22 protein-coding genes are annotated in these 24,401 nt (G+C 34.6%); 8 read left to right on the forward strand and 14 right to left on the reverse strand.

Annotation, left to right across the window (positions count from 1 at the left end):
• Window positions 1-595: 595 nt before the first annotated feature.
• From ACGH46_RS03255 to murA, 6 genes are all read right to left on the reverse strand, one after another.
• The gene (locus tag ACGH46_RS03255) at window positions 596-1,669 is read right to left on the reverse strand and encodes an acyltransferase family protein (protein WP_411604156.1); all 1,074 of its coding nucleotides are present in this window, start codon (window positions 1,667-1,669) and stop codon (window positions 596-598) included.
• A gap of 118 nt (window positions 1,670-1,787) precedes the next feature.
• Window positions 1,788-2,042, reverse strand: a complete 255-nt coding sequence (locus tag ACGH46_RS03260) for a GNAT family N-acetyltransferase (RefSeq protein WP_411604158.1) — start codon at window positions 2,040-2,042, stop codon at window positions 1,788-1,790.
• Between the two features lie 368 nt (window positions 2,043-2,410).
• On the reverse strand, window positions 2,411-3,373 hold the full coding sequence (gene pfkA, locus ACGH46_RS03265) for a 6-phosphofructokinase (protein ID WP_220216427.1): 963 nt from the start codon (window positions 3,371-3,373) through the stop codon (window positions 2,411-2,413).
• A gap of 87 nt (window positions 3,374-3,460) precedes the next feature.
• The gene (locus ACGH46_RS03270) at window positions 3,461-4,366 is read right to left on the reverse strand and encodes a cation diffusion facilitator family transporter (RefSeq protein ID WP_411599378.1); all 906 of its coding nucleotides are present in this window, start codon (window positions 4,364-4,366) and stop codon (window positions 3,461-3,463) included.
• Between the two features lie 11 nt (window positions 4,367-4,377).
• Complete coding sequence (locus ACGH46_RS03275) at window positions 4,378-4,953, reverse strand: DJ-1 family glyoxalase III (RefSeq protein ID WP_411604160.1); 576 nt, start codon at window positions 4,951-4,953, stop codon at window positions 4,378-4,380.
• 50 nt (window positions 4,954-5,003) lie between these two features.
• Window positions 5,004-6,263, reverse strand: a complete 1,260-nt coding sequence (gene murA / locus ACGH46_RS03280) for a UDP-N-acetylglucosamine 1-carboxyvinyltransferase (RefSeq protein WP_411596701.1) — start codon at window positions 6,261-6,263, stop codon at window positions 5,004-5,006.
• 297 nt (window positions 6,264-6,560) lie between these two features.
• Between murA and ACGH46_RS03285 the strand changes: the two genes are divergently transcribed.
• The 4 genes from ACGH46_RS03285 to can all read left to right on the forward strand — a co-directional run bounded on the left by ACGH46_RS03285 (window position 6,561) and on the right by can (window position 9,993).
• A complete protein-coding gene (locus ACGH46_RS03285) occupies window positions 6,561-6,758 on the forward strand; it encodes a YbdD/YjiX family protein (protein WP_065558673.1) in 198 nt (65 codons plus the stop codon).
• A gap of 16 nt (window positions 6,759-6,774) precedes the next feature.
• The gene (locus tag ACGH46_RS03290; RefSeq protein ID WP_411604163.1) at window positions 6,775-7,815 is read left to right on the forward strand and encodes a CobW family GTP-binding protein; all 1,041 of its coding nucleotides are present in this window, start codon (window positions 6,775-6,777) and stop codon (window positions 7,813-7,815) included.
• A gap of 379 nt (window positions 7,816-8,194) precedes the next feature.
• Window positions 8,195-9,253 carry an FAD-binding protein gene (locus ACGH46_RS03295; protein ID WP_411604166.1) on the forward strand — a complete coding sequence of 353 codons (1,059 nt, stop codon included), beginning with the start codon at window positions 8,195-8,197 and terminating at the stop codon, window positions 9,251-9,253.
• 80 nt (window positions 9,254-9,333) lie between these two features.
• Complete coding sequence (gene can, locus ACGH46_RS03300) at window positions 9,334-9,993, forward strand: carbonate dehydratase (RefSeq protein ID WP_065558670.1); 660 nt, start codon at window positions 9,334-9,336, stop codon at window positions 9,991-9,993.
• Window positions 9,994-10,007: 14 nt separating this feature from the next.
• On the opposite strand, the gene nrdG is transcribed toward can, so the two are convergent.
• The 5 genes from nrdG to trxA form a co-directional block, all read right to left on the reverse strand.
• On the reverse strand, window positions 10,008-10,472 hold the full coding sequence (nrdG, locus tag ACGH46_RS03305) for an anaerobic ribonucleoside-triphosphate reductase-activating protein (RefSeq protein WP_411589689.1): 465 nt from the start codon (window positions 10,470-10,472) through the stop codon (window positions 10,008-10,010).
• A gap of 17 nt (window positions 10,473-10,489) precedes the next feature.
• Complete coding sequence (gene nrdD, locus ACGH46_RS03310; RefSeq protein WP_411596706.1) at window positions 10,490-12,625, reverse strand: anaerobic ribonucleoside-triphosphate reductase; 2,136 nt, start codon at window positions 12,623-12,625, stop codon at window positions 10,490-10,492.
• A gap of 378 nt (window positions 12,626-13,003) precedes the next feature.
• Entirely contained in the window at window positions 13,004-14,419 is a 1,416-nt protein-coding gene (gndA, locus tag ACGH46_RS03315) for an NADP-dependent phosphogluconate dehydrogenase (RefSeq protein WP_411604169.1), read from the reverse strand.
• Between the two features lie 179 nt (window positions 14,420-14,598).
• Window positions 14,599-15,861, reverse strand: coding sequence for a transcription termination factor Rho (rho, locus tag ACGH46_RS03320; RefSeq protein WP_025314498.1), 1,263 nt, complete (start codon window positions 15,859-15,861; stop codon window positions 14,599-14,601).
• A gap of 390 nt (window positions 15,862-16,251) precedes the next feature.
• Window positions 16,252-16,578, reverse strand: coding sequence for a thioredoxin TrxA (gene trxA, locus ACGH46_RS03325; RefSeq protein WP_267350445.1), 327 nt, complete (start codon window positions 16,576-16,578; stop codon window positions 16,252-16,254).
• Between the two features lie 154 nt (window positions 16,579-16,732).
• Here trxA and rhlB point away from each other — a divergent pair, with 154 nt between their 5' ends.
• A complete protein-coding gene (gene rhlB, locus ACGH46_RS03330; protein WP_267350474.1) occupies window positions 16,733-17,962 on the forward strand; it encodes an ATP-dependent RNA helicase RhlB in 1,230 nt (409 codons plus the stop codon).
• A 122-nt stretch (window positions 17,963-18,084) separates the two neighbouring features.
• On the opposite strand, the gene ACGH46_RS03335 is transcribed toward rhlB, so the two are convergent.
• Entirely contained in the window at window positions 18,085-18,699 is a 615-nt protein-coding gene (locus ACGH46_RS03335; RefSeq protein ID WP_267350444.1) for a TfoX/Sxy family protein, read from the reverse strand.
• Between the two features lie 342 nt (window positions 18,700-19,041).
• Between ACGH46_RS03335 and ACGH46_RS03340 the strand changes: the two genes are divergently transcribed.
• Complete coding sequence (locus tag ACGH46_RS03340; protein WP_267350443.1) at window positions 19,042-19,665, forward strand: hypothetical protein; 624 nt, start codon at window positions 19,042-19,044, stop codon at window positions 19,663-19,665.
• Window positions 19,666-19,676: 11 nt separating this feature from the next.
• Here the strand turns inward: ACGH46_RS03340 and glnB are convergent, their stop codons facing one another.
• Window positions 19,677-20,015 carry a nitrogen regulatory protein P-II gene (gene glnB / locus ACGH46_RS03345; protein ID WP_065558663.1) on the reverse strand — a complete coding sequence of 113 codons (339 nt, stop codon included), beginning with the start codon at window positions 20,013-20,015 and terminating at the stop codon, window positions 19,677-19,679.
• Between the two features lie 23 nt (window positions 20,016-20,038).
• Complete coding sequence (locus ACGH46_RS03350) at window positions 20,039-21,640, reverse strand: NAD+ synthase (protein ID WP_411604171.1); 1,602 nt, start codon at window positions 21,638-21,640, stop codon at window positions 20,039-20,041.
• Between the two features lie 120 nt (window positions 21,641-21,760).
• On the opposite strand from ACGH46_RS03350, the gene aroB reads away from it, so the two are divergent.
• Window positions 21,761-22,840 (forward strand): 3-dehydroquinate synthase, encoded by a 1,080-nt coding sequence (aroB, locus tag ACGH46_RS03355; RefSeq protein ID WP_411604173.1) that lies wholly within the window; start codon window positions 21,761-21,763, stop codon window positions 22,838-22,840.
• A 470-nt stretch (window positions 22,841-23,310) separates the two neighbouring features.
• A complete protein-coding gene (locus ACGH46_RS03360; RefSeq protein WP_411604176.1) occupies window positions 23,311-24,396 on the forward strand; it encodes a 3-deoxy-7-phosphoheptulonate synthase in 1,086 nt (361 codons plus the stop codon).
• The last annotated feature ends 5 nt before the right edge of the window (window positions 24,397-24,401 follow it).

A 24,401-nucleotide genomic window follows, 5' to 3' on the forward strand; every position in this document is an offset into this window, starting at 1 on the left:
TTAAAGTTTGATGCTCAATAACTGTTTCTGACATATTCAAATGAATCTTCAGTGTCACTTATCAAGACTTAATTTTTGAGTCCGTAGACTTTATTCTTTCGTCTCGCAAGTGCCCACACAGATTGTCTGTTTCTTCTTTTTAAAGAGCTGACAGTATTTTTTTGCTTTCGCTTTTACTGTCTCAAGGGCTGCGTATACTACGCTACACCTTTTTATTCGTCAAGATCTTTTTTCAAAATTTTTGATCCTGCTCACTAACCTCTTGTCCCGCCTGCTTTCGCTGACGCCGTGTCAGTGGATGCGCATTATAGAGGCTTAAAAAAAACATGCAAGCAATTATTTCAAATTTTTGTGCGTTTGTTTCATATTTATTCAAAACCATTTGCGATAAATTTTTGACATAAAACAAACCAACCAGATAAGGTCTTGTAAAAACAATTTGCTAGAAAATTATCATTACATTTCTATTCATTCACCTTACCATAGCAACAATAATTACTTTACTTAATGCTTCTTATTTAAAAAAACTGTTGTGGCAATCATTTTTATTTTTTATACCCATAATTTTTGTATGCAAGCTTAATTAAAGTTAATGTTAGCGAATACTACCTATGACATAAACTGATTTATCTTTTAATATAAATTTTATTATACAAGCAACCAGCACACTGAACGCCAATGTGAATGTTAATAAACAAACTGCAACAATTGCAGCTAATTCACCATTTTCTGTTTTAAGAATACTGCCCAGTTGTGAAACTTGAATTAATTTTAAAAGCTCTATAATGATTATTTGATGAATAAAATAAATTGGAAAACTTATATTAGCCATAAATGAGAAAAATTTATAAACCATCCCGTCATTCGTTTTATGATTCAATCTATCTAAAAAATAGAGTGCTAACATAAATAGGATAACTTTTTGCAACGTATCAAGCCAAAGTTTTTCGACACCAAGATTATCAACATAACGCCCAACAAAAGTGACAAAAAAGCACAACCCTAAAAAAGCCATAATCAGATATAAGTTATTTTTAATTGCTTTGATGATTGTTTCATAATGTTGTCTAGTCATCATTCCGATTAAATAGACAGGACCATAATGTAATAAATTTAGTAGAGGTTTAGTAAAGTCAGGTTTTGTGAACATAACAACCCAAAACATACATATCAGACCGGCAACAATCAAATTCTTTTGTGATAACTTATAAAACAGAGGCGCCATGATATAAATAATGATAATCATTGGGATGAACCAGAGCGGTAATAACTGCGAACCGGTTAGCATCATGATAGTAATCTGACTCATAACACTCGTTTGCGTAACAGAAAAAAACGGCAATTGTGATAATTGTTGATAATGAAAAAAAAGAAAACAAAATATAGATACAGAGATATAAGGACAGACAACCGTTTTAAATTTGGATAAATAATATGTTTTTGTATTATATTTGTAAGTTAAATGTTGAAACAGAAATCCTGCAATTAACACAAAAAAAGTTGTGAAATTAAAAGCAAATAAATTTAAAAACGAGTAAAGATAACTATTTTCAATTAAGGTTTTATTATTGATAAATACACCTAAGCAATGACTGAAGACAATCATCATAATTGCAACGCCACGTAATACGTGGATGGAGTGAATTTTTTGAGCTTTTACAGTTGTCATTTTTAATAGTAAGGATAGAAAATATATAATTCTCTATACTGTATCATATAATTAAACGACAATAATAAGTATTTATAAAAACGAAGATAAACAGTTATCAAAGAAATGTTAGATTGTATTAATGTTGTCTATTTAATTTCTTTGCAGCAAACGAACAGATAGGAATGATTTCTCGATGTTCTTCAGTTAATTTTTTGACAGTAAGATCGAGTAATTTATCAGCCAAACCATGACCACGATAACTTGAATCCACAAAAGTGTGATTAATTGTCGCTTTGTCTTGACCAATACGAGAAAATGTCATTTCTGCTATTTCTTTATCATTATCAAGAATATAAAATCTTTCTGGGTCTTCTTTATAGATAAGTGACATACGCTTCTCCTTACATTTGGGATAATAAGTATAGAGTGTAAAATTATTTGTTTATGATGTTACCAACTTATTTATATTAAGGAATTTTATTTAGATTTTGCAGTTATTCTTTTCGGAGTTAACGACCCTTCGTTAACATGATTTTTATCGATTATTTATGGATAATATTAACTTTGTTGAATTTATATTGAAATTTTTTAAATCATATAAATTTAAAAAGTAGAACGGTAATTAACTTGATCCATTAACACATCATTTTATATTTCATAGGTGAACTTTTGATATAAACGTAATATTCCCATTATATTCAATTATTCACCTTCATTTGATTTACCATTTGTTGATATTTTTAAAGATTACTGTACATTCTAAAATAGACGTTTAGCAACATTATATAATTCCATATCAAACGGACGTTTCATTGTATTAATTGCTTCTATGATGTCGTGATGAACTAGTTTACCATTTTGTACACCTACACAGCGTCCAGCATGACCTTGTAGCAACAACTCGACAGCGAAAGCCCCCATACGAGAACCTAAAATACGATCGTAAGGAACCGGTGAACCACCTCGTTGAACATGACCAAGCACAGTAGCTCGAGTTTCATGATGTACAGCAGCTTCAATATCAGCTGCAAGCTGATTAACATCACACATATGCTCAGTAACAGTTACAATAGCATGTTTTTTACCCTTAGCAAAACCGAGTTTAATTTCTTCAATTAAGTCTTCTTTAGTATAAGAAACTTCAGGGATAATCATGAATTCACAACCGCCAGCCACAGCTGCATTTAACGTTAAATCACCACAATCACGTCCCATAATCTCAATCACTGAAATACGATGATGAGAAGAACAAGTATCACGCAATCTATCGATAGCTTCGACGGCGGTGCTAAGTGCAGTAAAATAGCCAATTGTATAATCCGTGCCACGAATGTCATTATCAATTGTGCCGGGTAAACCAATACAAGGGAATCCTTCTTCAGTTAATCGCATTGCTCCCATATAAGAACCGTCACCGCCAATGACTACTAATGCATCGATTTGGTGTTTTTGCAGATTCGCTATTGCTTTTTTTCTCACCTCTTTATCTTTAAATTCAGGAAATCTCGCTGAACCTAAAAATGTACCGCCTCGTGTAATAATATCTGACACACTAGCACGATCTAATTGAGTAATTCGATCTTCACAAAGCCCTAAATAACCATCATGAATACCAAAAACATCCAATCCTTCCGTTAATGCCGTTCTAACCACACCACGAATCGCAGCATTCATCCCTGGCGCATCACCACCACTGGTTAAGATACCAATTTTTTTTATCATACAACATAACTCCAAATAATAATTAACTTTTAACTATTATAGAGTTTTAACAGATATCTAACAATAGAATATAAAAGCTATTTTTGGTTATAATTTATCACTCATTTTTTCAGCAGGAACAACCGATATAGGATCTTGATGAATAATGACTGTGGCAGGCGCAAATTCATTAGCAAGATGTTTTTCAACCGCATCGGTTATGGCATGCGCTTTTACTAATGGCATGTTATCATCAAGTTCAATGTGTAATTGAATAAATTTTACAGGCCCTGCTTGTCTGGTTTTTAAATCATGAAAACCATGTACTTGTGGAAATGATGCCACAATTTCTGCTATTTTTTGGTTGTCACTATCAGGTAATGCGCGATCAAGCAAATCTTGTATAGCATTGTAGGCAATATGGTAAGCATTATAGCAAATGAATAAAGCGATAAAAAAAGCAAATACAGCATCTGCATAAGTAATGCCATACCAACTTAAACAGAGTGCGATTACTACTGCGACATTCATAAACATATCCGAAGAGTAATGTAGCATGTCTGCTTTCACTGCTTTGCTTTGCGTAATTTTTATCACATATCGTTGATATAACACTAAGACACAAGTAATGACTGTCGAAATGACAGACACGATGATACCAAATAATGGAACCTCAAGTGCTGTAGGATGAACGATTGATTTAATGCTGGAAAGAAGCAAAATTGTCGCTGATCCAATAATAAACGTACTTTGTGCTAAAGCAGCAAGTGATTCTGCTTTACCATGACCAAAAGTATGATCATCATCAGCAGGTTTTAGTGCATATCTCACAAGAAAGAAATTTAGACCGGATGCGATTAAATCTATACTTGAATCAAGCAGTGAAGCAAATAAACTAATTGAACCTGTGAACCAACACGTAATTAATTTGATAGTAATTAAGAAAATAGAAATTAAGACGGCACTTAATGTCGCTTTTTTAACTAATTTTTCGTACAAATGTGAATTTGACATTTGATACCTATTTATTGATAGGATTCAATTCCTGATGGTAGTACTAACTGTTCAGCAACTTCAGCCGCTTTATTTTTACCTAATAAAGCATCAATAATTTTTAAAGCAAAATCAATTGAAGTCGCAGGACCTTGGCTAGTAATGATTTTATATTGTTCGTCAAAGTATACTCTTTCGGCTTTCCAATGTTTAAATGCATCTTTAGTTGTTGGATAACCAGTCATATAAGCATGAGGGAATAAATGATGATATTGTAAAACCATTGCAGGTGATGCACAAATGGCCGCAACAATATTACCTGATTGATGTGTTTGTTTTAATTTTTCGATTAACTCAGGACAATCACGAAAATTTTCCGCACCTTTTAAACCACCCGGCAAGATAACCACATCAAAATCAGTGTGTTTAATTTCGGAAAATACTTTTTGTGCAAGGATAGTTACCCCACGAGAACACGCAACTTCACGTGAATGAGAAATACTTGCAGTGATAACTTTTATACCTGCACGGGCCAATAAGTCAATAGTGGTAACGGCCTCAGTTTCTTCACAACCTTCAGATAAGAATACTAATGCTTGTTTAGTCATTATTGTTCTCCTTTTAACATATCAACCGTTATCACAAAGACTAGATAGGATTAATTGACTTTAATCCTTTCAATTTTAGCGCCTAATTTTCTCAATTTATCTTCTATATTATCATAACCACGGTCGATATGGTAAATACGATCAACAATAGTTGAACCTTCAGCGATACAGCCCGCAAGAACTAAACTTGCTGAAGCGCGTAAATCAGTTGCCATGACTTGCGTTCCACTTAGTTTTTCAACACCGTGCGTAATTAATGTATTACCTTCAATTTCAGCTCTGGCACCCATACGCACAAGCTCAGGTACATGCATAAATCGATTTTCGAAAATCGTTTCTTTAATAATTCCCGTTCCTTGTGCAACCATATTTAATAGAGAAAATTGAGCTTGCATATCTGTTGGAAAGCCAGGATGTGGTGCGGTATGTATATTGACCGCCTTAGCACGTTTACCTTCCATATCCAAACATATCCAATCTTCGCCGGTTTCAATTTTTGCACCAGCTTCTTTCAATTTAGCAATGACGGCATCAAGTAGCGTTGGATCGGTTTTACGACATGTAATTTTACCTTTGGATATTGCCGCTGCAACAAGGAAAGTGCCAGTTTCAATACGATCTGAAACAATCTCGTGTACGCCACCACCTAAACGCTCAACACCTTCAATCTCGATACGAACAGTTCCTGCACCAGTAATTTTTGCCCCTAACATATTTAAAAATTTGGCTGTATCAACTATTTCTGGTTCACAAGCTGCATTTTCAATAATCGTTTTACCCTCTGCTAAGGTGGCAGCAGACATAATAGTGACGGTAGCGCCAACACTTACTTTATCCATTACGATATGAGCACCTTTTAATCGTCCTTCAACCGAAGCCTTAACGTAGCCCTCATCTAAGGTAATTGTTGCGCCTAATTGTTGTAGGCCAGTGATATGTAAATCAACAGGTCTGGCGCCAATAGCACAACCACCCGGTAACGAAACTTGCCCTTGTCCAAAGCGCGCAACCAACGGCCCTAAAGCCCAAATTGATGCACGCATTGTTTTAACCAATTCATAAGGAGCACAATAGTTATCGAGATGACGCGCATCAAGATGAATCGAACCATTACGTTGACATTTGACACCTAACTGACTTAATAAGTCTAAAGTCGTATCAATATCTTTCAATTTAGGCACATTTTGAAGTTCAACTGGTTTTTCAGCTAAAATCGCTGCAAATAAAATTGGAAGCGCTGCATTTTTAGCGCCAGAAATAACGACTTCGCCATTAAGTGAGGTTGGACCTGTAACGTGAAACTTTTCCATTGTTAACTCTTATGTTTGATAAATTGGCAAATATTATAAAAGTTATTTGCTAATAGATAAATGAATTTTATAAGATATCCAAAAAAACCAACCTTATCATTATTTTCAAAAGGGATTTGTTAAAAACTTTCCCATATTGTTTATGAATTGATAAAATCCCTGCTAAACAATGATTGACTCAAATAAACAAGCACCTTATAGTTAAGTACTGTTATTTAGAGTAATCACCATTAAATTTGTCATGTTTAGCGTGATATTATTACTTAACAAAAAACAATTTTATTTAAGAGAAAACACATGTTTGATTCACTCGCAAAAGCTGGTAAGTACCTTGGACAAGCCGCTAAGTTAATGGTTGGTATTCCCGATTATGATACTTATGTTCAACATATGAAGTTGACCCATCCAGAACAAACGCCAATGACTTATGAAGAGTTTTTTAAAGAACGCCAAGAAGCACGCTATTCAGGCAAAGGTGGGTTTAAATGTTGTTAACAATTAAGAATATGTCATGACTGAGCAAATTAATTCTTCTTTACTTCCTGTCACGATATTAACAGGTTTTCTTGGTGCAGGAAAAACAACACTAATTAATTATTTATTAGAAAATAACCGCAACGAAAAAACAATTATTATCGAAAATGAATACGGGCCGGTAAATATTGACAGTAATTTGCTTAATGTCAGCACGGATATTCAAATTGTCGAAATTACTAATGGTTGTATTTGTTGTACCATTCAAGGCGAACTAACTGAGGCACTACATCAACTGCACGCTAAACGCATCGCAGGTGAATTACAGTTCGATCGTCTTATTATTGAAACGACAGGCCTTGCTGATCCTGCGCCAATCATACAAACATTTTTTATTGATGAATTGATTCGGGAAACGATTCAATTAGATGCAATAGTCACTTTAGTCGATGCTAAACACATACTAACACATCTTGATGATCATCGAGTCGCCCTTTCACAGATCGGTTTTGCAGATCGCATTATTTTAACAAAAACAGATTGTGTTGATGAAGAACAAAAAAATCACGTTATAAACCGACTTCACCATATTAATCATAAGGCAATGATAATTGAAGCGGTTAATGGTCAACTTCCAAAATCCGCATGGCTAGATATTCACGCATTCGATTTGAGTGATGAACTCACCATTAATCGAGGCTTGTTTGTCATTGACACAAGCCCAAAACACCAATCAGGCTTTAAACTCATTCCGTTAAAAAAATCTCATTCACTTAAAAATGATGAAATCTGTTCCTATCTTTTCGAAGCAAAACAACTTAATTTAAAAAAGATAGGTTCATTTATGGAACAACTTGTTGAGCAATATGGTAATGACATGTTGCGTTATAAAGGTGTACTGGCTATCAAAGGGAATGCTCAACGTTTAATAGTGCAAGGCGTTCATAAAGTAGTCGGATTTGAATATGGTTCGCCTTGGCAAAATGAACAAGAGAAAGTGTCGAAGTTAATCGTTATCAGTCGCCCCTTACCTTTTGACAAGTTGAATCAGGCATTTTTAAAAACCATGGAAATATAATCGTTAACTTGCATTCAATAGGTTATTACATCAATTTATTCCGTTATTAAAAAATTATATGGTATTCACTCTTCTTTATTGCCATTTAATAACGGTTAAATTTTATTGACTTTTATGTAATAAAAATCCATTTTTTCAATTAATCGGGGACTTTTTTTAATTCATTTGTTCCCTCTAATCAAAGCAAAAAAATATAACTTGCTTTCAACATAAATTTTTAGATTAGCTGAACTGAACTAGCTTTTTTACAAAAAGGTCTATTTACCGATCATTTGAAGAGAAATCACATATCCTAAACCGCATACATAATAGTAATATTAAATCCAAATATGATAACATAGACCCAATTTATTATTTATAGGATAACTGACTTAATAGTATGGATTATGATATCGCAATTGTAGGTCTTGGACCTGCAGGCAGTACCTTAGCACGTTTACTTAGCCCATCATTTAAAATTATTGCATTTGATAAAAAACATCAATCCGGTGATGCAGGTTTTCATAAACCTTGTGGTGGATTACTCGCTAATGATGCACAAAAATCATTTATTCGACAAAAACTGAATTTACCTACTGATATTTTGTCTGATCCGCAAATTTTCAGCGTAAAAACTTATGATCTACAGACTAATCTTATTCGTAATTATCAACGTACTTATGTTAGTTTCGATCGGCATAAATTCGATTTATGGTTGAAATCACTGATTCCACCCTCTGTTGAAGTGCATCACAATACATTATGCAAAGAAATAATGCGTATTATAGAAGGTTATCAAATTACTTATCTTGATGAAAATAACATAGAGCAAAAAATCACAACTCGTTATGTTGTTGGCGCAGATGGCGCAAATTCACTAGTCAGACGAATGCGCTATCCTTCCCATTCAATAAGACAGTATGTTGCTATACAACAATGGTTTGCAGAAAAGCATCCCCATCCTTTTTATTCTTGTATTTTTGATAATCAATCAACCAATTGTTATGCTTGGAGCATTTCAAAAGACGGGTCATTTATTTTTGGTGGCGCATTTCCTAAAAAAACAGCCAATCAACATTTTGAAAATCTGAAAAAAAAATTAACTCAGCAAGGATTTATTTTCGGAGAACCCCATAAGACAGAAAAATGCTTAGTGATTTATCCAAACCGCTTTCGTGATTTTTATACAGGAAACGAGAACATTTTTTTAATCGGTGAAGCAGCAGGATTTATTAGTGCCAGTTCTTTAGAGGGCATTAGTTATGCGCTTGATAGCGCCGAGATTTTAAGTAAGATCTTAAATAGCACTGATCCCGATCCAAATAAACGATATTATTTTAAAACTTTGCCGTTACGATTAAAGCTATACAGTAAAATAGTCAAAGCCAAAATATTAACTACCCCTTTTTGGCGTAAATTAATCATGAAAAGTAAAATTCAGCATATAAATATGGAATAAATTATATTAGACTGCATACTGTTAATTAAATAATAAATTAGTTTAATCATATCGATGAAATAAATTAGGAAATAATTATTATGTTTGACGTAAACGATTTAATTCGTTTTAATCACGAATGGTCAGAAAAGATTGAGCAGGAAGACCCTGAATTTTTTAAACAACTTGCAGTTAAACAAAACCCTAAATTTTTATGGATCGGCTGTTCGGATAGCCGTGTTCCAGCAGAAAAACTGATCAAACTCAAACCAGGAGAGATGTTTGTCCATAGAAATGTCGGTAATCAAGTAATTCATACAGATCTTAACTGTTTATCGGTCGTACAATATGCTGTTGATGTGCTAAAAATTGAAGATATTATCGTTTGTGGTCATTTAGACTGTGGGGGTATTCGAGCTGCAGTCGAAAATCCAGATCTCGGTTTAATCAATAATTGGTTGTTACATATTCGTGACCTATGGTTTCGAAATAGTTCACTACTTGGTAAATTTGCGCCAGAACTTCGCATGGATATATTATGCGAATTAAATGTTATTGAACAGGTTTATAATTTAGGTCATTCAACCATTATTCAGTCAGCATGGCAACGCGGTCAAAAAGTCAATTTGCATGGTTGGGTGTATGGCATTGATAATGGTAAGATTACCGATTTGCATATTACTTCATCAAGTAGCGAAAATCTTGAGATTAATTATCGGGAAGCGATTTCTTATCTTTTAAATTTACACAAAGATCAATAATTATTGGCTAAAATTTATTTGAAGCGGTAAATAATTTGATTACTGCTTCCTCGCCATAATAACTTTGGGTCGGCTTGTTCTTGAACAAATTTGCCATCAATTAAGACATCAATATAAGGAATAACAGCCTGTTGTTCGGGTGTTAATTCATTAAGTTTATACCCTGTCCAAAGCCAAATATCTTTGTTATCACATTCTGTTTTTACACGTTTGACCAATTTTAAAATTGTAGGCACATTTTGAGGATGCAAAGGATCACCGCCAGAAAGCGATAATCCTTGACGTTTTATTTCTGTATCTTGTAAATCTTTGATGATTTGATCTTCTATTGACTGTGTAAATGGTAAACCCGAATCTAATGACCATGTACTTTTATTGTAGCAGCCACGACATTGATGAACGCAGCCAGCAACAAAAAGCGTACATCGAGTACCTTCACCATTTACAACATCAACAGGATAGTAACGATGATAGTTCATAAATAGGTAATAATTTTTTAACCAATTTGCCCATTATCCAAATGTTTAACACGACGTTTAACTTCTTCTTGTTTACCTGCATTAAATGGACGTGCATCGGGACTACCTAAATACCCACAAACACGGCGAGTTACTGAGACTTTAGCCGAATCATGATTACCACAACTTGGGCAAACAAACCCTTTGCTGGTACATGAAAATTCACCGGTATAACCACATTCATAGCATTCATCAATTGGCGTATTAGTACCATAGTAAGGTACTCGAGAATAGCTATAATCCCAAACATCTTCTAACGCTTTAACATTGTTAATCATATTTGGATATTCACCGTAACAGATAAACCCACCATTTGCCACCGCAGGATATGCTTTTTCAAACTCAATTTTTTCGTACGGATTGACCTTTTTTTCAACGTCTAAATGGAAACTATTGGTATAGTAACCTTTATCTGTCACTCCTTGTATAACACCAAATTCAGCTGTATCAAGACGGCAAAAACGGTCACATAAGTTTTCACTTGGTGTACTGTACAAACTAAATCCGTAACCAGTTTCCTCTTTCCATTGCTCAACCGCTTTACGTAAATGTTCAACAATAGCTACGCCTTTTTCTCGTAAAATTTCGCTATCAAAAGGATGTGTTTGATTGCCATATAACGCATTTAAAGTTTCATGAAGTCCAATATAACCAAGCGAAATTGAAGCTCGACCATTTTTGAAAATTTCAGACACACTATCGTCTTCTTTTAGCCTTACACCACATGCCCCTTCCATATATAAAATTGGCGCAACACGTGCTTTAACACCATCCAGACGAGCAATACGTGTCATCAGTGCTTTTTTACAAAGCGTTAAACGCTTATCTAAAAGTTCCCAAAAGCTTGCTTCATTACCTTTTGCTTCAATGGCAATACGTGGCAAGTTTAAACTAATCACACCTAAATTATTACGTCCGTCATGAAGTTGTTCACCGTCTTCTTCATAAACACCTAAAAAGCTTCGACATCCCATAGGTGTTTTGAATGAACCAGTCACTTCAACAACTTTATCGTAGTTTAAAATATCAGGGTACATGCGTTTACTTGCACACTCTAATGCAAGTTGTTTAATATCGTAATTTTTGTCATCAGGCTGACGATTAATGCCATCTTTAATAGCAAAAACAAGTTTAGGGAAAACAGCGGTTTTGTGATTTTTACCTAAACCTTTAATTCGTACTTTTAAAATGGATTCTTGAATTAAACGTGATTCCCAACTGGTACCTAAACCAAAGCCAAACGTTACAAAAGGGGTTTGACCATTAGCGGTGTGTAAGGTGTTGACTTCATATTCAAGCGATTGAAACGCATCATAACACTCTTTTTGTGTTCGACTTTCTGCATAAGCTTCAGGATTAGGAATATGCCATTCTTCAGCAATCTGTTTATGTTTTTGATAACTGATGGTTACAAATTTCGCTAATATTTCATCAATGCGATTGATTGTTGTTCCACCATAGATATGACTTGCAACTTGAGCAATTATTTGTGCGGTGACCGCAGTTGCAGTTGCAATAGATTTTGGTGGTTCAATTTCAGCGTTACCCATTTTAAAACCATTGGTTAACATTCCATCTAAATCAATTAACATGCAGTTAAACATTGGAAAGAAAGGTGCATAATCTAAATCATGATAATGGATTTCACCAATATCATGAGCACGAGAAACATCTTTTGGTAACAAATACTGTTTGGCATAATGCTTTGCCACAATACCTGCCAGTAAATCACGCTGAGTTGGAATCACTTTACTATCTTTATTGGCATTTTCGTTCAAAATAGCCACATTACTTTGTTCAATTAGCCCACGAATATCTTGATTTAAACGACTACGTTCTTCCCGAGCACGATCACGGTCGTGACGATATTCGATATAAGTTCTCGCTAATTTTTTATAAGGGCCTGACATTAATTGATTTTCAACAGCATTTTGAATTTCGTTGATATCAACGCTTTCGCGTTCGCTCATCTGGTTGGTCACCATACGAGCAACGTCAGCACAATAATCCGGGTCATTAACATTCGCTGCAACCGCAGCTTTAACTATAGCATCTTTAATTCGAGTCTCATTGAATGCAGTTTGACAACCATCGCGTTTGATAACTACAGGCATATATACTCCTCAATATTCATTAATAATTAGCGCTGGGGCAAGGTTTAGTTCACATATTAATATTCATTGTAATTATTAAGAATTATTCGTTTCTCGTAAGAATATTAAGTGTTTTTTGAGATAGACAGAGATTTTCACATAGCTTAAATAATACTATATATAGTAGATATATTGAGATTATACACCATATATTGTGTTTTTCTAGATAATTTACTAAATTAAATTACTTGACACGCTTCAAGCCAAGTACGATAAGTCTTTTGATATGTAAAGCCTAAAGATAAGAAAGGTTGTTTTGCAAAGAAATTTCAAGCGCAAAGAAAAAGTGCAAGACTCACTTGCACTTTATTTTGTCAAACAGGAGTGATTTTTTATATTTTATAACTCATTATTCAACCAATCAGTGTGGAAAACACCTTCTTTGTCGGTACGTTTATAAGTATGAGCACCAAAATAATCTCGTTGTGCTTGAATGAGATTAGCTGGTAATACTGCTGAACGATAGCTATCATAATATGCAATAGCGGCTGATAATGTCGGCACAGCAATCCCTTGTTGTACAGCTAAAGACACAACATCACGCAGTGATTGTTGATAAGCTTCAACGGTTTGCGTAAAGTATGGAGCGAGTAATAAATTATCAATCTCGTTATTCGCCGCATAGGCATCAGTGATTTTTTGTAAGAACTGAGCACGAATAATACAACCTGCTCTAAAGATTTTCGCAATTTCACCATAATTCAAGTTCCATTGATATTGATGAGAAGCGGCTTTTAATTGAGCGAAACCTTGAGCATAAGAGATAATTTTACCCATATAAAGTGCTTTACGGATTTTTTCAATTAACGCTTGTTTATCTCCCGAATAAGCAACCTGCTTCGGTCCGCTTAAAACTTTAGATGCCACAACACGTTGCTCTTTAATTGCTGAAAGGTAGCGTGCAAATACTGACTCAGTAATTAATGATAAGGGTTCACCTAAATCTAAAGCACTTTGACTAGTCCATTTACCCGTTCCTTTATTACCCGCAGCATCAAGAATCACATCCACTAAATAATTACCGTCTTTATCTTTATGTTTAAAGATATCAGCCGTAATTTCGATGAGATAACTATCTAATTCACCTTTGTTCCATTCAGTAAAAACTTGAGCAAGCTCATCATTATTTAAACCTACTGCGTGTTTTAATAAAGAATAACTTTCAGCAATTAATTGCATGTCGCCATATTCAATACCGTTATGAGCCATTTTGACGTAATGACCTGCCCCATCTGGTCCGATATAGGTGACACAAGGCTCGCCATTTACTTTAGCGGCAATTTTTTCCAAGATTGGGGCAACTAATTCGTATGCTTCTTTTTGACCGCCTGGCATAATCGAAGGGCCTTTTAATGCTCCTTCTTCACCACCAGAAACACCAGCACCAATAAAGTTAAATCCTTCTTCAGAGAGTGTTTTATTACGGCGAATCGTATCTTCAAAATAAGCATTACCACCATCAATGATTATATCGCCTTTATCGAGTAAAGGACGTAACTCATCAATCACCGCATCAGTCCCTTTACCAGCTTGAACCATAATTAATATACGACGTGGTTTTTCCAAAGAATTAACAAAATCTTCAATCGTAAAGTAAGGAACCAATTGTTTATCGGAATGCTCAGCGACAACTTGCTCTGTTTTATCTTTAGAACGGTTGTAAATAGCAACAGAAAACCCACGACTTTCAATATTGAGCGCAAGGTTACGCCCCATGACTGCCATTCCAATAACACCGATTTGTTGTTTAGACATGATTTGGCTCCTTTATTTAATCTTATATAACCTTTCTAATAAGGTTTTTTAACAACATCCAAAACTTTAAATAAGTTTTATAAAATAAAATTATGCTATATTTGCCACAAAAAAAGCCGTATCAGCATAGAATACGGCATTTTTATAACTTTACAGGTTTAACATTTCTACCATAAAAATCATGAGCGTTTCATCATTTCAAAAAACTCGTCATTCGTTTTAGTCATGGCAAGTTTATCAATTAAAAACTCCATTGCATCGATTTCACCCATAGGGTTAAGAATCTTGCGTAAGATCCACATTTTTTGTAGTTCATCTGGTGAAGTCATTAAATCTTCTTTACGCGTACCTGAACGGTTAAAATCAATAGCTGGGAAGACACGACGCTCAGCAATTTTACGAGATAAATGCACTTCCATATTACCCGTACCTTTAAACTCTTCGTAAATGACTTCGTCCATTTTTGAACCTGTGTCAATCAACGCAGTAGCAATAATCGTTAAACTCCCACCCTCTTCGACATTACGAGCAGCACCAAAAAAGCGTTTTGGACGATGTAACGCATTGGCATCTACACCACCGGTTAATACTTTACCCGATGACGGAACCACTGTGTTATAAGCTCGAGCTAAACGCGTAATAGAGTCTAACAAAATAATGACATCTTTTTTATGTTCAACTAAGCGTTTTGCTCGCTCAATAACCATTTCAGCAACTTGAACATGTCTTGCTGCTGGTTCGTCAAAGGTTGATGCTACCACTTCACCCTTAACTAAACGTTGCATTTCGGTAACTTCTTCTGGACGTTCATCAATCATCAATACGACCAGTTCACACTCAGGGTGATTAACTGCTAAGCTTTGAGCAATATTTTGCAACAACATTGTTTTACCCGCTTTCGGCGGAGCAACGATTAAACCACGTTGACCTTTACCAATTGGCGAAGCTAAATCAAGTACTCTGGCGGTGATATCTTCAGTTGATCCATTCCCACGTTCCATACGTAAACGAGAATTAGGATGAAGTGGAGTTAAGTTTTCGAAAAGAATTTTATTGCGGGCATCTTCAGGCTTGTCGTGATTGACTTCATTCACTTTTAACAAAGCAAAATAACGCTCGCCTTCCTTAGGCGGTCTGATTTTACCTGCTATGGTATCACCAGTCCTTAAATTGAATCGTCTAATTTGACTTGGTGAGACATAAATATCATCCGGCCCCGCTAAATAAGAGCTATCAGCTGAGCGTAAAAATCCGAATCCATCTTGCAAAATTTCAAGCACACCATCACCAAAAATATCTTCACCGCTTTTGGCATGTTGTTTAAGGATTGCAAAGATAATGTCTTGTTTTCTAAGACGGGCAAGATTTTCTAGCCCCATTGTTTTTTCACCAAGCGCTACTAGCTCGGAAACAGATGTGTTTTTTAATTCAGTTAAATTCATAATTTTAAAAATTCTTGAGGATAAAATTGATATGTTTGCAATTAATGTTATTTTTGTATATTCGTTTCATTTACTTATAAAAAAAATTCTCTCTCTGACAATACACAAATTCAATCTGTTATGAAGCTTTTAATGATAATTTAATATCTGAATATAGAATTTTCACCACTTTATCAAGAAAAACAATGAATTGTAGAAAGGGGTCTTCGTAAGAGCTAGCAATTTACACTAAAAACAGTAATATGTCTATAATAAATTCAGTTTGTTTTAATAAATTTGTAAATATTATTATTACAATAAGTAAATGAGTAAAAGAGTAATACGCAATTTAATTACTCTTTTTATGCTTTAGGTACTAAAATTAATTTATTCGAAAAATCTAAAACAACATTAAAGTTGTTCATCAATGAAACTTTTAAGTTGAGCTTTAGACAATACACCAACTTGAGTTGCAACCACTTGACCATTTTTAAAAATCAATAGTGTTGGGATGCCTCTAATACCAAATTTCGGTGCAATATTTGGGTTTTCTTGCACATCTAATTTTGCAATCACAATTTTATCACTATATTCTTGGGCAACTTCTTCTAAAATTGGGGCTAACATTTTACACGGCCCACACCATTCAGCCCAAAAATCAACCAATACAGGTTTTGTTGCTTCTTTGATTGTATTATCAAAAGTAGTTTCAGAAAGAGAAACAATATTATTGCTCATTTATTTTCTCCAAATATAGAATTACATGGTTTTATATTAGGATATTTTCGTTTTCTTCGCTAGTAATTATTATAATAGGGTATAATTATTAGTGATGACCGTAAGTTTAATATGTTATAATCCCACCATTCCGATAATTAAACTTAAAACCACAATGATTCAATCTTATCTAACAAAAACAACATTTAATCAATTTCCGCTTCATCCATTAGTGATTAAAGCACTTGAGAAAAAAGGGTTTGTTTATTGTACTCCAATTCAAGAACAAGCTTTACCCTTTACAACAAAAGGAATTGATATCGCCGGTCAAGGACAAACTGGAACAGGCAAAACAATGGCGTTTTTGGCATCAACATTTAACTACTTGTTGAATCATCAACCCTTGCCAGATCATAAAGCGAATCAACCTAGGGCTATCATTATTGCCCCAACGCGTGAATTAGTTGTGCAAATTTATCATGATGCAGAGTTATTATCTAAAGAAACCGGACTAAAATTAGGATTAGCCTATGGCGGTGATGGCTATGATAAACAATTAAAAATGTTATCCGCAGGTGTAGATATTTTAATTGCAACAACAGGTCGCTTAATTGATTATGCTAAACAAAAATATATCAATTTAGAATCAATTCAAGTTGTGGTTCTAGACGAAGCAGATCGTATGTTTGATCTCGGTTTTATTCGAGATGTACGTTGGATTTTTAAACATATGACACCACCCGAAAAACGCTTAACGATGTTATTTTCTGCAACGTTGACACATAATGTGCGTGAACTTGCTTTTGAGCATATGAATAATCCTCAATATGTTGAAGTGGAACCAGAACAGAAAATCGGGCATCGTATTAAAGAAGAACTATTTTTCCCTTCCAATGAAGATAAATTAGCTTTATTGCAAACACTTATTGAAGAAGAATGGCCTGAGCGTTGTATCATATTTGCGAATACTAAAATTGCATGTGAAAAAATCTGGCGTCATTTGGTTGCTGATGGTCATCGAGTTGGGTTATTAACGGGTGATATTGCTCAGAAAAAACGTTTATCTATTTTGGAACAATTCACGCGAGGTGATATTGATATTCTCGTTGCAACAGATGTTGCAGCACGGGGATTACATATTCCGAATGTAACACATGTTTTTAACTATGATCTCCCTGATGATTGCGATGATTACCGTCACCGTATTGGTCGTACTGGACGAGCAGGTGCTGAAGGTAATTCAATTTCTTTAGCTTGTGAACGATACTCACAAAATTTGCCAGCCATTGAAAAAGCCATTGCGCATGCAATCCCTGTTAGTCAATATGATCCTTCGGCCTTGTTGACTGACTTACCAGCGCCAAAAGCGTTTAGACGTCCACCTAGAAGAAGATCATCTTCATAACTGATCTTTTGATCATCATAAATATAGTTATCTAAAATTATCATTAAACAGGAATGCTTTTTAGATAACTATAGTGATTATTTTATTTGTGCAATTAACACCCAAAAATGACGATTGAAATGTTAGTCTTTTTTTCGTTGCTTTAAAAAAGCTTGATATGCAGTCTCTATTGCATTTTTAGTCGTTTTTGATAATGATGCAACATGGCATCGATGCAATGAACCATATAAGACAAAAAGAATATTTTTAGAGATTTCAGCTTTTTTAGACTTAATTTTATGATAGGTTTCTAAATAACCTATTTTACGATAAGTCTCGACATCTTTAATTCCAACACTACACAATAATCGTTCTAATGACAATGTCATATTGGGTAGCTCTTTTATTCGATTCGTTTTTATTTCGTTTTTTTCATGTTTTTCTTGTTTAGCATATTCAATTGCCATTTTAGCCAATGAATGTAGTTTTGGCAGATCATTGAGCCACTCATCCTTAACTTTATAATAATCAAGTAATTTGGTTAAAACACCTGATGATAACGTTAGCGGTTGCATACCTTGTTCAATAAAGAATGAACGGTATGATGTATGTCCTCTTAAATAAAAATCCGTTTGACTTATCCATCCAAACATTGTTGTATCGCTACTAATGCTGAACCCACCAAAAAAGGTTTTAATTGAAATGCCACTAAAGCCAGAGAATTTTGTTAATATTTGATTTGCAAAGGTTGAACTCATATTTTATTTCCATTTTTTTACTTAATTCTGTACTAAATCACTTAACCAACTTAATAATCAAATCAAAACTATCGTATTTTACTCAATACTCCAACTAATTTTCGTATCCATTAATCATTATTGCGATCTGTCTTCCATAATTAGACAAAAGTTATTAATTATCGAAAGATTTATTGTTATTACTGACAAATATCAAAAAAAGTGTTGCAATTGTAAATTTTAGGTGTATTTCGCCCCAGAATTCCAAAAGAAAAGTAGCTTAAAGATTGTTATTCTGACTTAATAATTATACAATCTGTTCCAGTAGATTTTATTAAATTCATTTTGTCTTTATCCATTATCATGATTAAAAAAATTTTTGGTTTATTTTCTCTATTTTTTTCGTTTGTGGCATCTGCTGATCGACAACCACTAATAGATTCGTTCGTCCTGTGTAATCCAAATTTTTTCAATACTGTTTATAGCAATAAAGATGAGTTAAAACGTTTTACCAATGTCCAAATTTTTGACGGTAATCTGGCTTATATTCCTGTCACTAATCGATTTGATACGGGTAAAAATTTTATGTATTTTTCGCTGCCTATCAAATACAAAAATTTAACCATAAAAGGTTACTATGACAGTGCAATGGATTTAGGTAAAATTGGCAAATATTATTTTTGGGGATTCATCATTGATAATGATATTAATCAGATCAAAAATACATTAAATTATCTAAACTGGAAAAACATGGAAGATAACCAGCTTTATATTGCCAATCCTAAAATTCGGAGCCTCAATGATGATAATCAAGTTTGGCATACTAATACAGGTACTGTTGTTGGTGTGAAAACGATTCCTGCACCAAATACGATTGAAAAATTGCTATTACTTGAGAAAAACGGCAGTATGACTTTACTTATGTGTTCGATTCAAGGCGCCGTCACATCTGAACTGCTTAGGCGAGAACGCCCTGATATCCAGTAACATTTGATGAATTAAATTGCTAACTCGTCCATTTCACCCGTTCGAATACGTATTACTTGTTCTACGTTATACACAAAAATCTTACCGTCCCCAATTTTTCCTGTCTGTGCTGTTTTCATAATTGTTTCAATACACATTTCCAAAATATCATCAGGAACTATCAGTTCAATTTTTACTTTGGGTAAAAAATCCACCATATATTCAGCACCACGATAAAGCTCGGTATGTCCTTTTTGTCGACCAAAACCTTTAACTTCGGTCACCGTCATACCAGTAATACCTTGATCAGCAAGCGCCTCTCGAATGTCATCTAATTTAAAGGGTTTGATAATCGCTTCAATTTTTTTCATCTCTATTTGCCTTTTATTCGATATTACCAATTCTTAAATCCAAAAGCAGAAGTAATCGGATAGCGTCTGCCTTTACCAAAGTTACGTGCCGTAATTTTAGGCCCTACTGCTGATTGGCGTCGTTTATATTCATTAATATCAACTAATTTTATGACTCGTCTTACTGTTGATTCATCATAGCCTTGCTCAACCAGTTCTGCAATGGAAAGATCCTGCTCAACATAGCCTTTTAAAATACCATCTAAAATATCATAAGGAGGTAAATTATCTTCATCTTTCTGATCAGGTGCAAGTTCGGCAGAAGGCGGACGCGTAATGACGCGTTCTGGAATAACATAAGATCGTATATTTCGATATTTGGATAATGCAAAAACCAAGGTTTTAGGAACATCTTTAAGTACATCAAATCCGCCAGCCATGTCCCCATAAAGCGTGGCATAACCGACCGACATTTCACTTTTATTACCCGTTGTTAACACCAGTCTGCGACGTTTATTAGAAAGTGCCATTAAAATGACACCCCGACAACGGGCTTGTAAATTCTCTTCAGTGGTATCTTTTTGTGTACCGGCAAACATTGGACTTAAAGACGACATAAATGCATCAAACATTGGTTCTATTGATACAATATCAAATTCTACACCTAAAATTTCGGCTTCTTCTTTAGCATCAGCGATACTGATATCAGCGGTATATCGAAACGGCATCATTACCGCTTGTACTTTATCTTTACCTAGCGCATCAACCGCAATGGCGAGTGTTAAAGCAGAATCAATCCCTCCTGAAAGCCCTAATACTGCGCCTTGAAAACCATTTTTCGTAATATAATCACGTGTCGCAAGCACTAACGCATCATAAACAGAAGCTAAATCATGATTCTGACGAATTTCCAATGCTGGATGATCGAGACCAAATTCAAAATGAGTAATTTGTTCTTCAAAATGATTAAGTTGACAAACAATCTCACCTTTTTCATTGCAAACAAACGAACCGCCGTCAAAGATTAACTCATCTTGCCCTCCAATTTGATTAACATAAACAATCGGTAGTTGTGTTCGTGTAGCATGATCTTGGATCAATGTTTGACGATTTTTCTGTTTTTGATAATCATAGGGAGAAGCGTTTATTGTGATCACCAAATCAACTTTTTGTTCACTAAGCTGATCGATAGGGGCATTTTGCCAAAGATCTTCGCAAATCAATAAACCTAATTTTTTTCCTTTAAAATTTACAATACCGCTCTGATTTCCGGCTGTAAAATAACGCTTTTCATCAAAGACATCATAGTTTGGCAACAGCTGCTTATGATAACAAGCCAACTGTTTTCCTTCCGAAAAAAATGAAAGTGAATTATAAATTTCTCCATTTTGCCAGGATGGATGACCGACTATAACAGCACACTGCTTGCTTACATCTTGAATAGACAATAACGCTTTTTGGCAACGCGCTTTAAAATCGGAGCGGAAAATAAGATCCTCTGGTGGATAACCACATAAAGCCAGTTCAGAGAATATAATCAGGTCGTGGCATGAATGGCGCTTGATCAGTTCAATAATCTGCTCAGTATTGCCTTCTATATCACCCACACGCCAATTTTTTTGTGCTAAAACAATAGATATAGCCATATAAAATTTAATTTCATAAAACAAAATTGCCGATAAGTTTAAATGATTCTATGTTGCACTGCCACATTTTTATCGCTAACATGCAACATTAACTCGACTTGAACTTGTTTGGAAATAATTATGCAAAAAATTCTAAATGTGGCACTAGCAAAACGTAGCTATCCCATCACTATTGGTGAAAACCTTCTTAATGAATTTGAACATTTTAAACTTCAAGCAGGTCAACGGGTAATGATTGCAACAAATGAAACCATTGCACCACTTTATTTGCAAAATCTAACCGACATGCTTGAGACGCATGGCATTGAAACGGATTGTGTTATTGTTCCTGACGGTGAACAATACAAAACGATGGAAACATGGAACAAGATGTTAACGGCGTTACTTGCCAATAACCATACCCGTAATTCAATCCTGATTGCATTAGGTGGTGGCGTAATTGGTGATGTAGCAGGATTTGCAGCTTCAGCTTATCAACGTGGTATTAAATTCATCCAAGTACCCACGACGTTACTTTCCCAAGTTGATTCATCGGTAGGGGGTAAAACCGCGATTAATCACCCATTGGGCAAAAATATGATTGGCGCATTTTATCAGCCGCAAGCAGTTGTCATTGATCTTCATTGTCTAAAAACGCTACCACAGCGTGAACTTTCGGCAGGTTTAGCAGAAGTGATTAAGTATGGCATTATTTTAGATAGTGATTTTTTTAAATGGTTAGAGCTGCATATTAATGATTTACTCAATTTAGATGTAAATGCACTAAGTTACTGTATTTATCGATGCTGTGAGCTTAAAGCCCAAGTGGTAGCCGCAGATGAAACCGAGCAAGATATGCGAGCAATACTAAACCTTGGTCATACTTATGGACATGCGATCGAAGCCGAACTTGGCTATGGCAATTGGCTACATGGTGAAGCAGTCAGTGTGGGAATGGTCATGGCTGCGCATACTGCATCCATACTGGGTAAACTTTCAGTGACAGAAGTCGATCGCATTAAAAATTTACTCATAAAAGCCAATCTACCCGTTGTTAGACCAACACAAATGTCGATTGAATCTTATATACCACACATGCTCCGTGACAAAAAAGTCCTATCAGGCAAACTGAGATTAGTGATTCCAACCCAGATTGGTCATGCTGAAGTGATTGATGGAATTGATAAAAATGTAGTCATACAATCGATAGAGCGAACTTAAATTGAACTAATTAACTAATAGTGACGTTTTTATCGTGATCAATTCATGCACGGATAATATTGAGCGATTAAGTCACTATCAGGTTTTATTAGCGTCTATTTATAAAAATGAGATTTATTACCGAATATATTCCCTCTTAAAATTTATTAATATAAATGAAATATCACTCCCCTCCTGCAATTATTCAAACCATTAACAGCAGGTTTTAAAGCCTGTGTCATTACACGTATATCGATTAATCTATATAGATTGTAAAAAATTAATTACAGTTAAAATAATATTATCAATCTATTCATTGTAATCTATAAAAAACAGATAATTTATAGATACAACACATAAAACAATCTTTATTATTTAAGATTTAAAAAATTTAGTTTACTACATTGTATTTTTGTGTTTACATATTGTCCGTTTATGTAATAAATATTTTACATATAAAATATTTAAATGACTCTCATAAGGAATGCAAAATGTTAAAAGATACACTCAATAATGTCCGAATTCGAGATGAGCACATGTTAATTACCCCTGAAGAAATAAAAGCGCTTTACCCTTTATCACCTGAGTTAGAAACGCAAATTGCATCATCACGTCAAACCATAGTTGATATTTTAGAACGCCGAGATCACCGCTTATTAATTGTATGCGGCCCTTGCTCTATTCATGATACTGATGCTGCCATTGAATATGCACATAAGTTAAAAAAACTAGCTGACGAAGTTAAAGATAATCTATTTATTGTTATGCGTGTCTATTTTGAAAAACCGCGAACCACTGTTGGTTGGAAAGGTATGATCAATGATCCGCATATGGATAGTTCGTTTGATATTGAATTTGGTCTAAAAAAAGCACGTAAATTATTACTTGATATTGTCAAAATTGGGTTACCAATCGCGACCGAAGCTCTCGATCCCAACACACCGCAATATATTGGTGATTTAATTAGTTGGGCTGCAATTGGGGCAAGAACAACAGAATCACAAACTCATCGTGAAATGGCATCGGGTCTTTCAATGCCTGTTGGTTTTAAAAATGGGACTGATGGTAGCTTAGATGTCGCTATAAATGCGATGAAATCGGCTTCAATGGCACACCGTTTTGTCGGGATTAATCAGCAAGGACAAGTTACCGTACTTCAAACACTGGGCAATCCAAATGGACATGTCATTTTACGAGGTGGTAAAGCACCTAATTTTGATGCTGAAAATGTTGCACTCTGTGAGATCCAAATGCAAAAAGCAGGCTTACTACCTAATCTTATGATTGATTGCAGCCATGCTAATTCTAATAAAGATTATCGAAATCAACCCATTGTTGCGAACTCAATCATTGACCAAATTGAACAAGGTAATAATGCTATTATTGGTGTGATGATTGAAAGTAATTTAAACGAAGGCAATCAATCTTCCGAGCAACCAAAAGAAAACTTTAAATATGGTGTATCGGTGACGGATGCTTGTATTAATTGGGAAACAACCGATAAGCTGTTACGAAAAATGAATACCCTGTTAGGAAAACCATTACTTAATCGACAAAAACAGTCACCACAATCATAATCATG

Origin of the sequence: Gilliamella sp. CG22 (assembly GCF_046635725.1) — a bacterium.
Classification (GTDB): domain Bacteria; phylum Pseudomonadota; class Gammaproteobacteria; order Enterobacterales; family Orbaceae; genus Gilliamella; species Gilliamella apicola_I.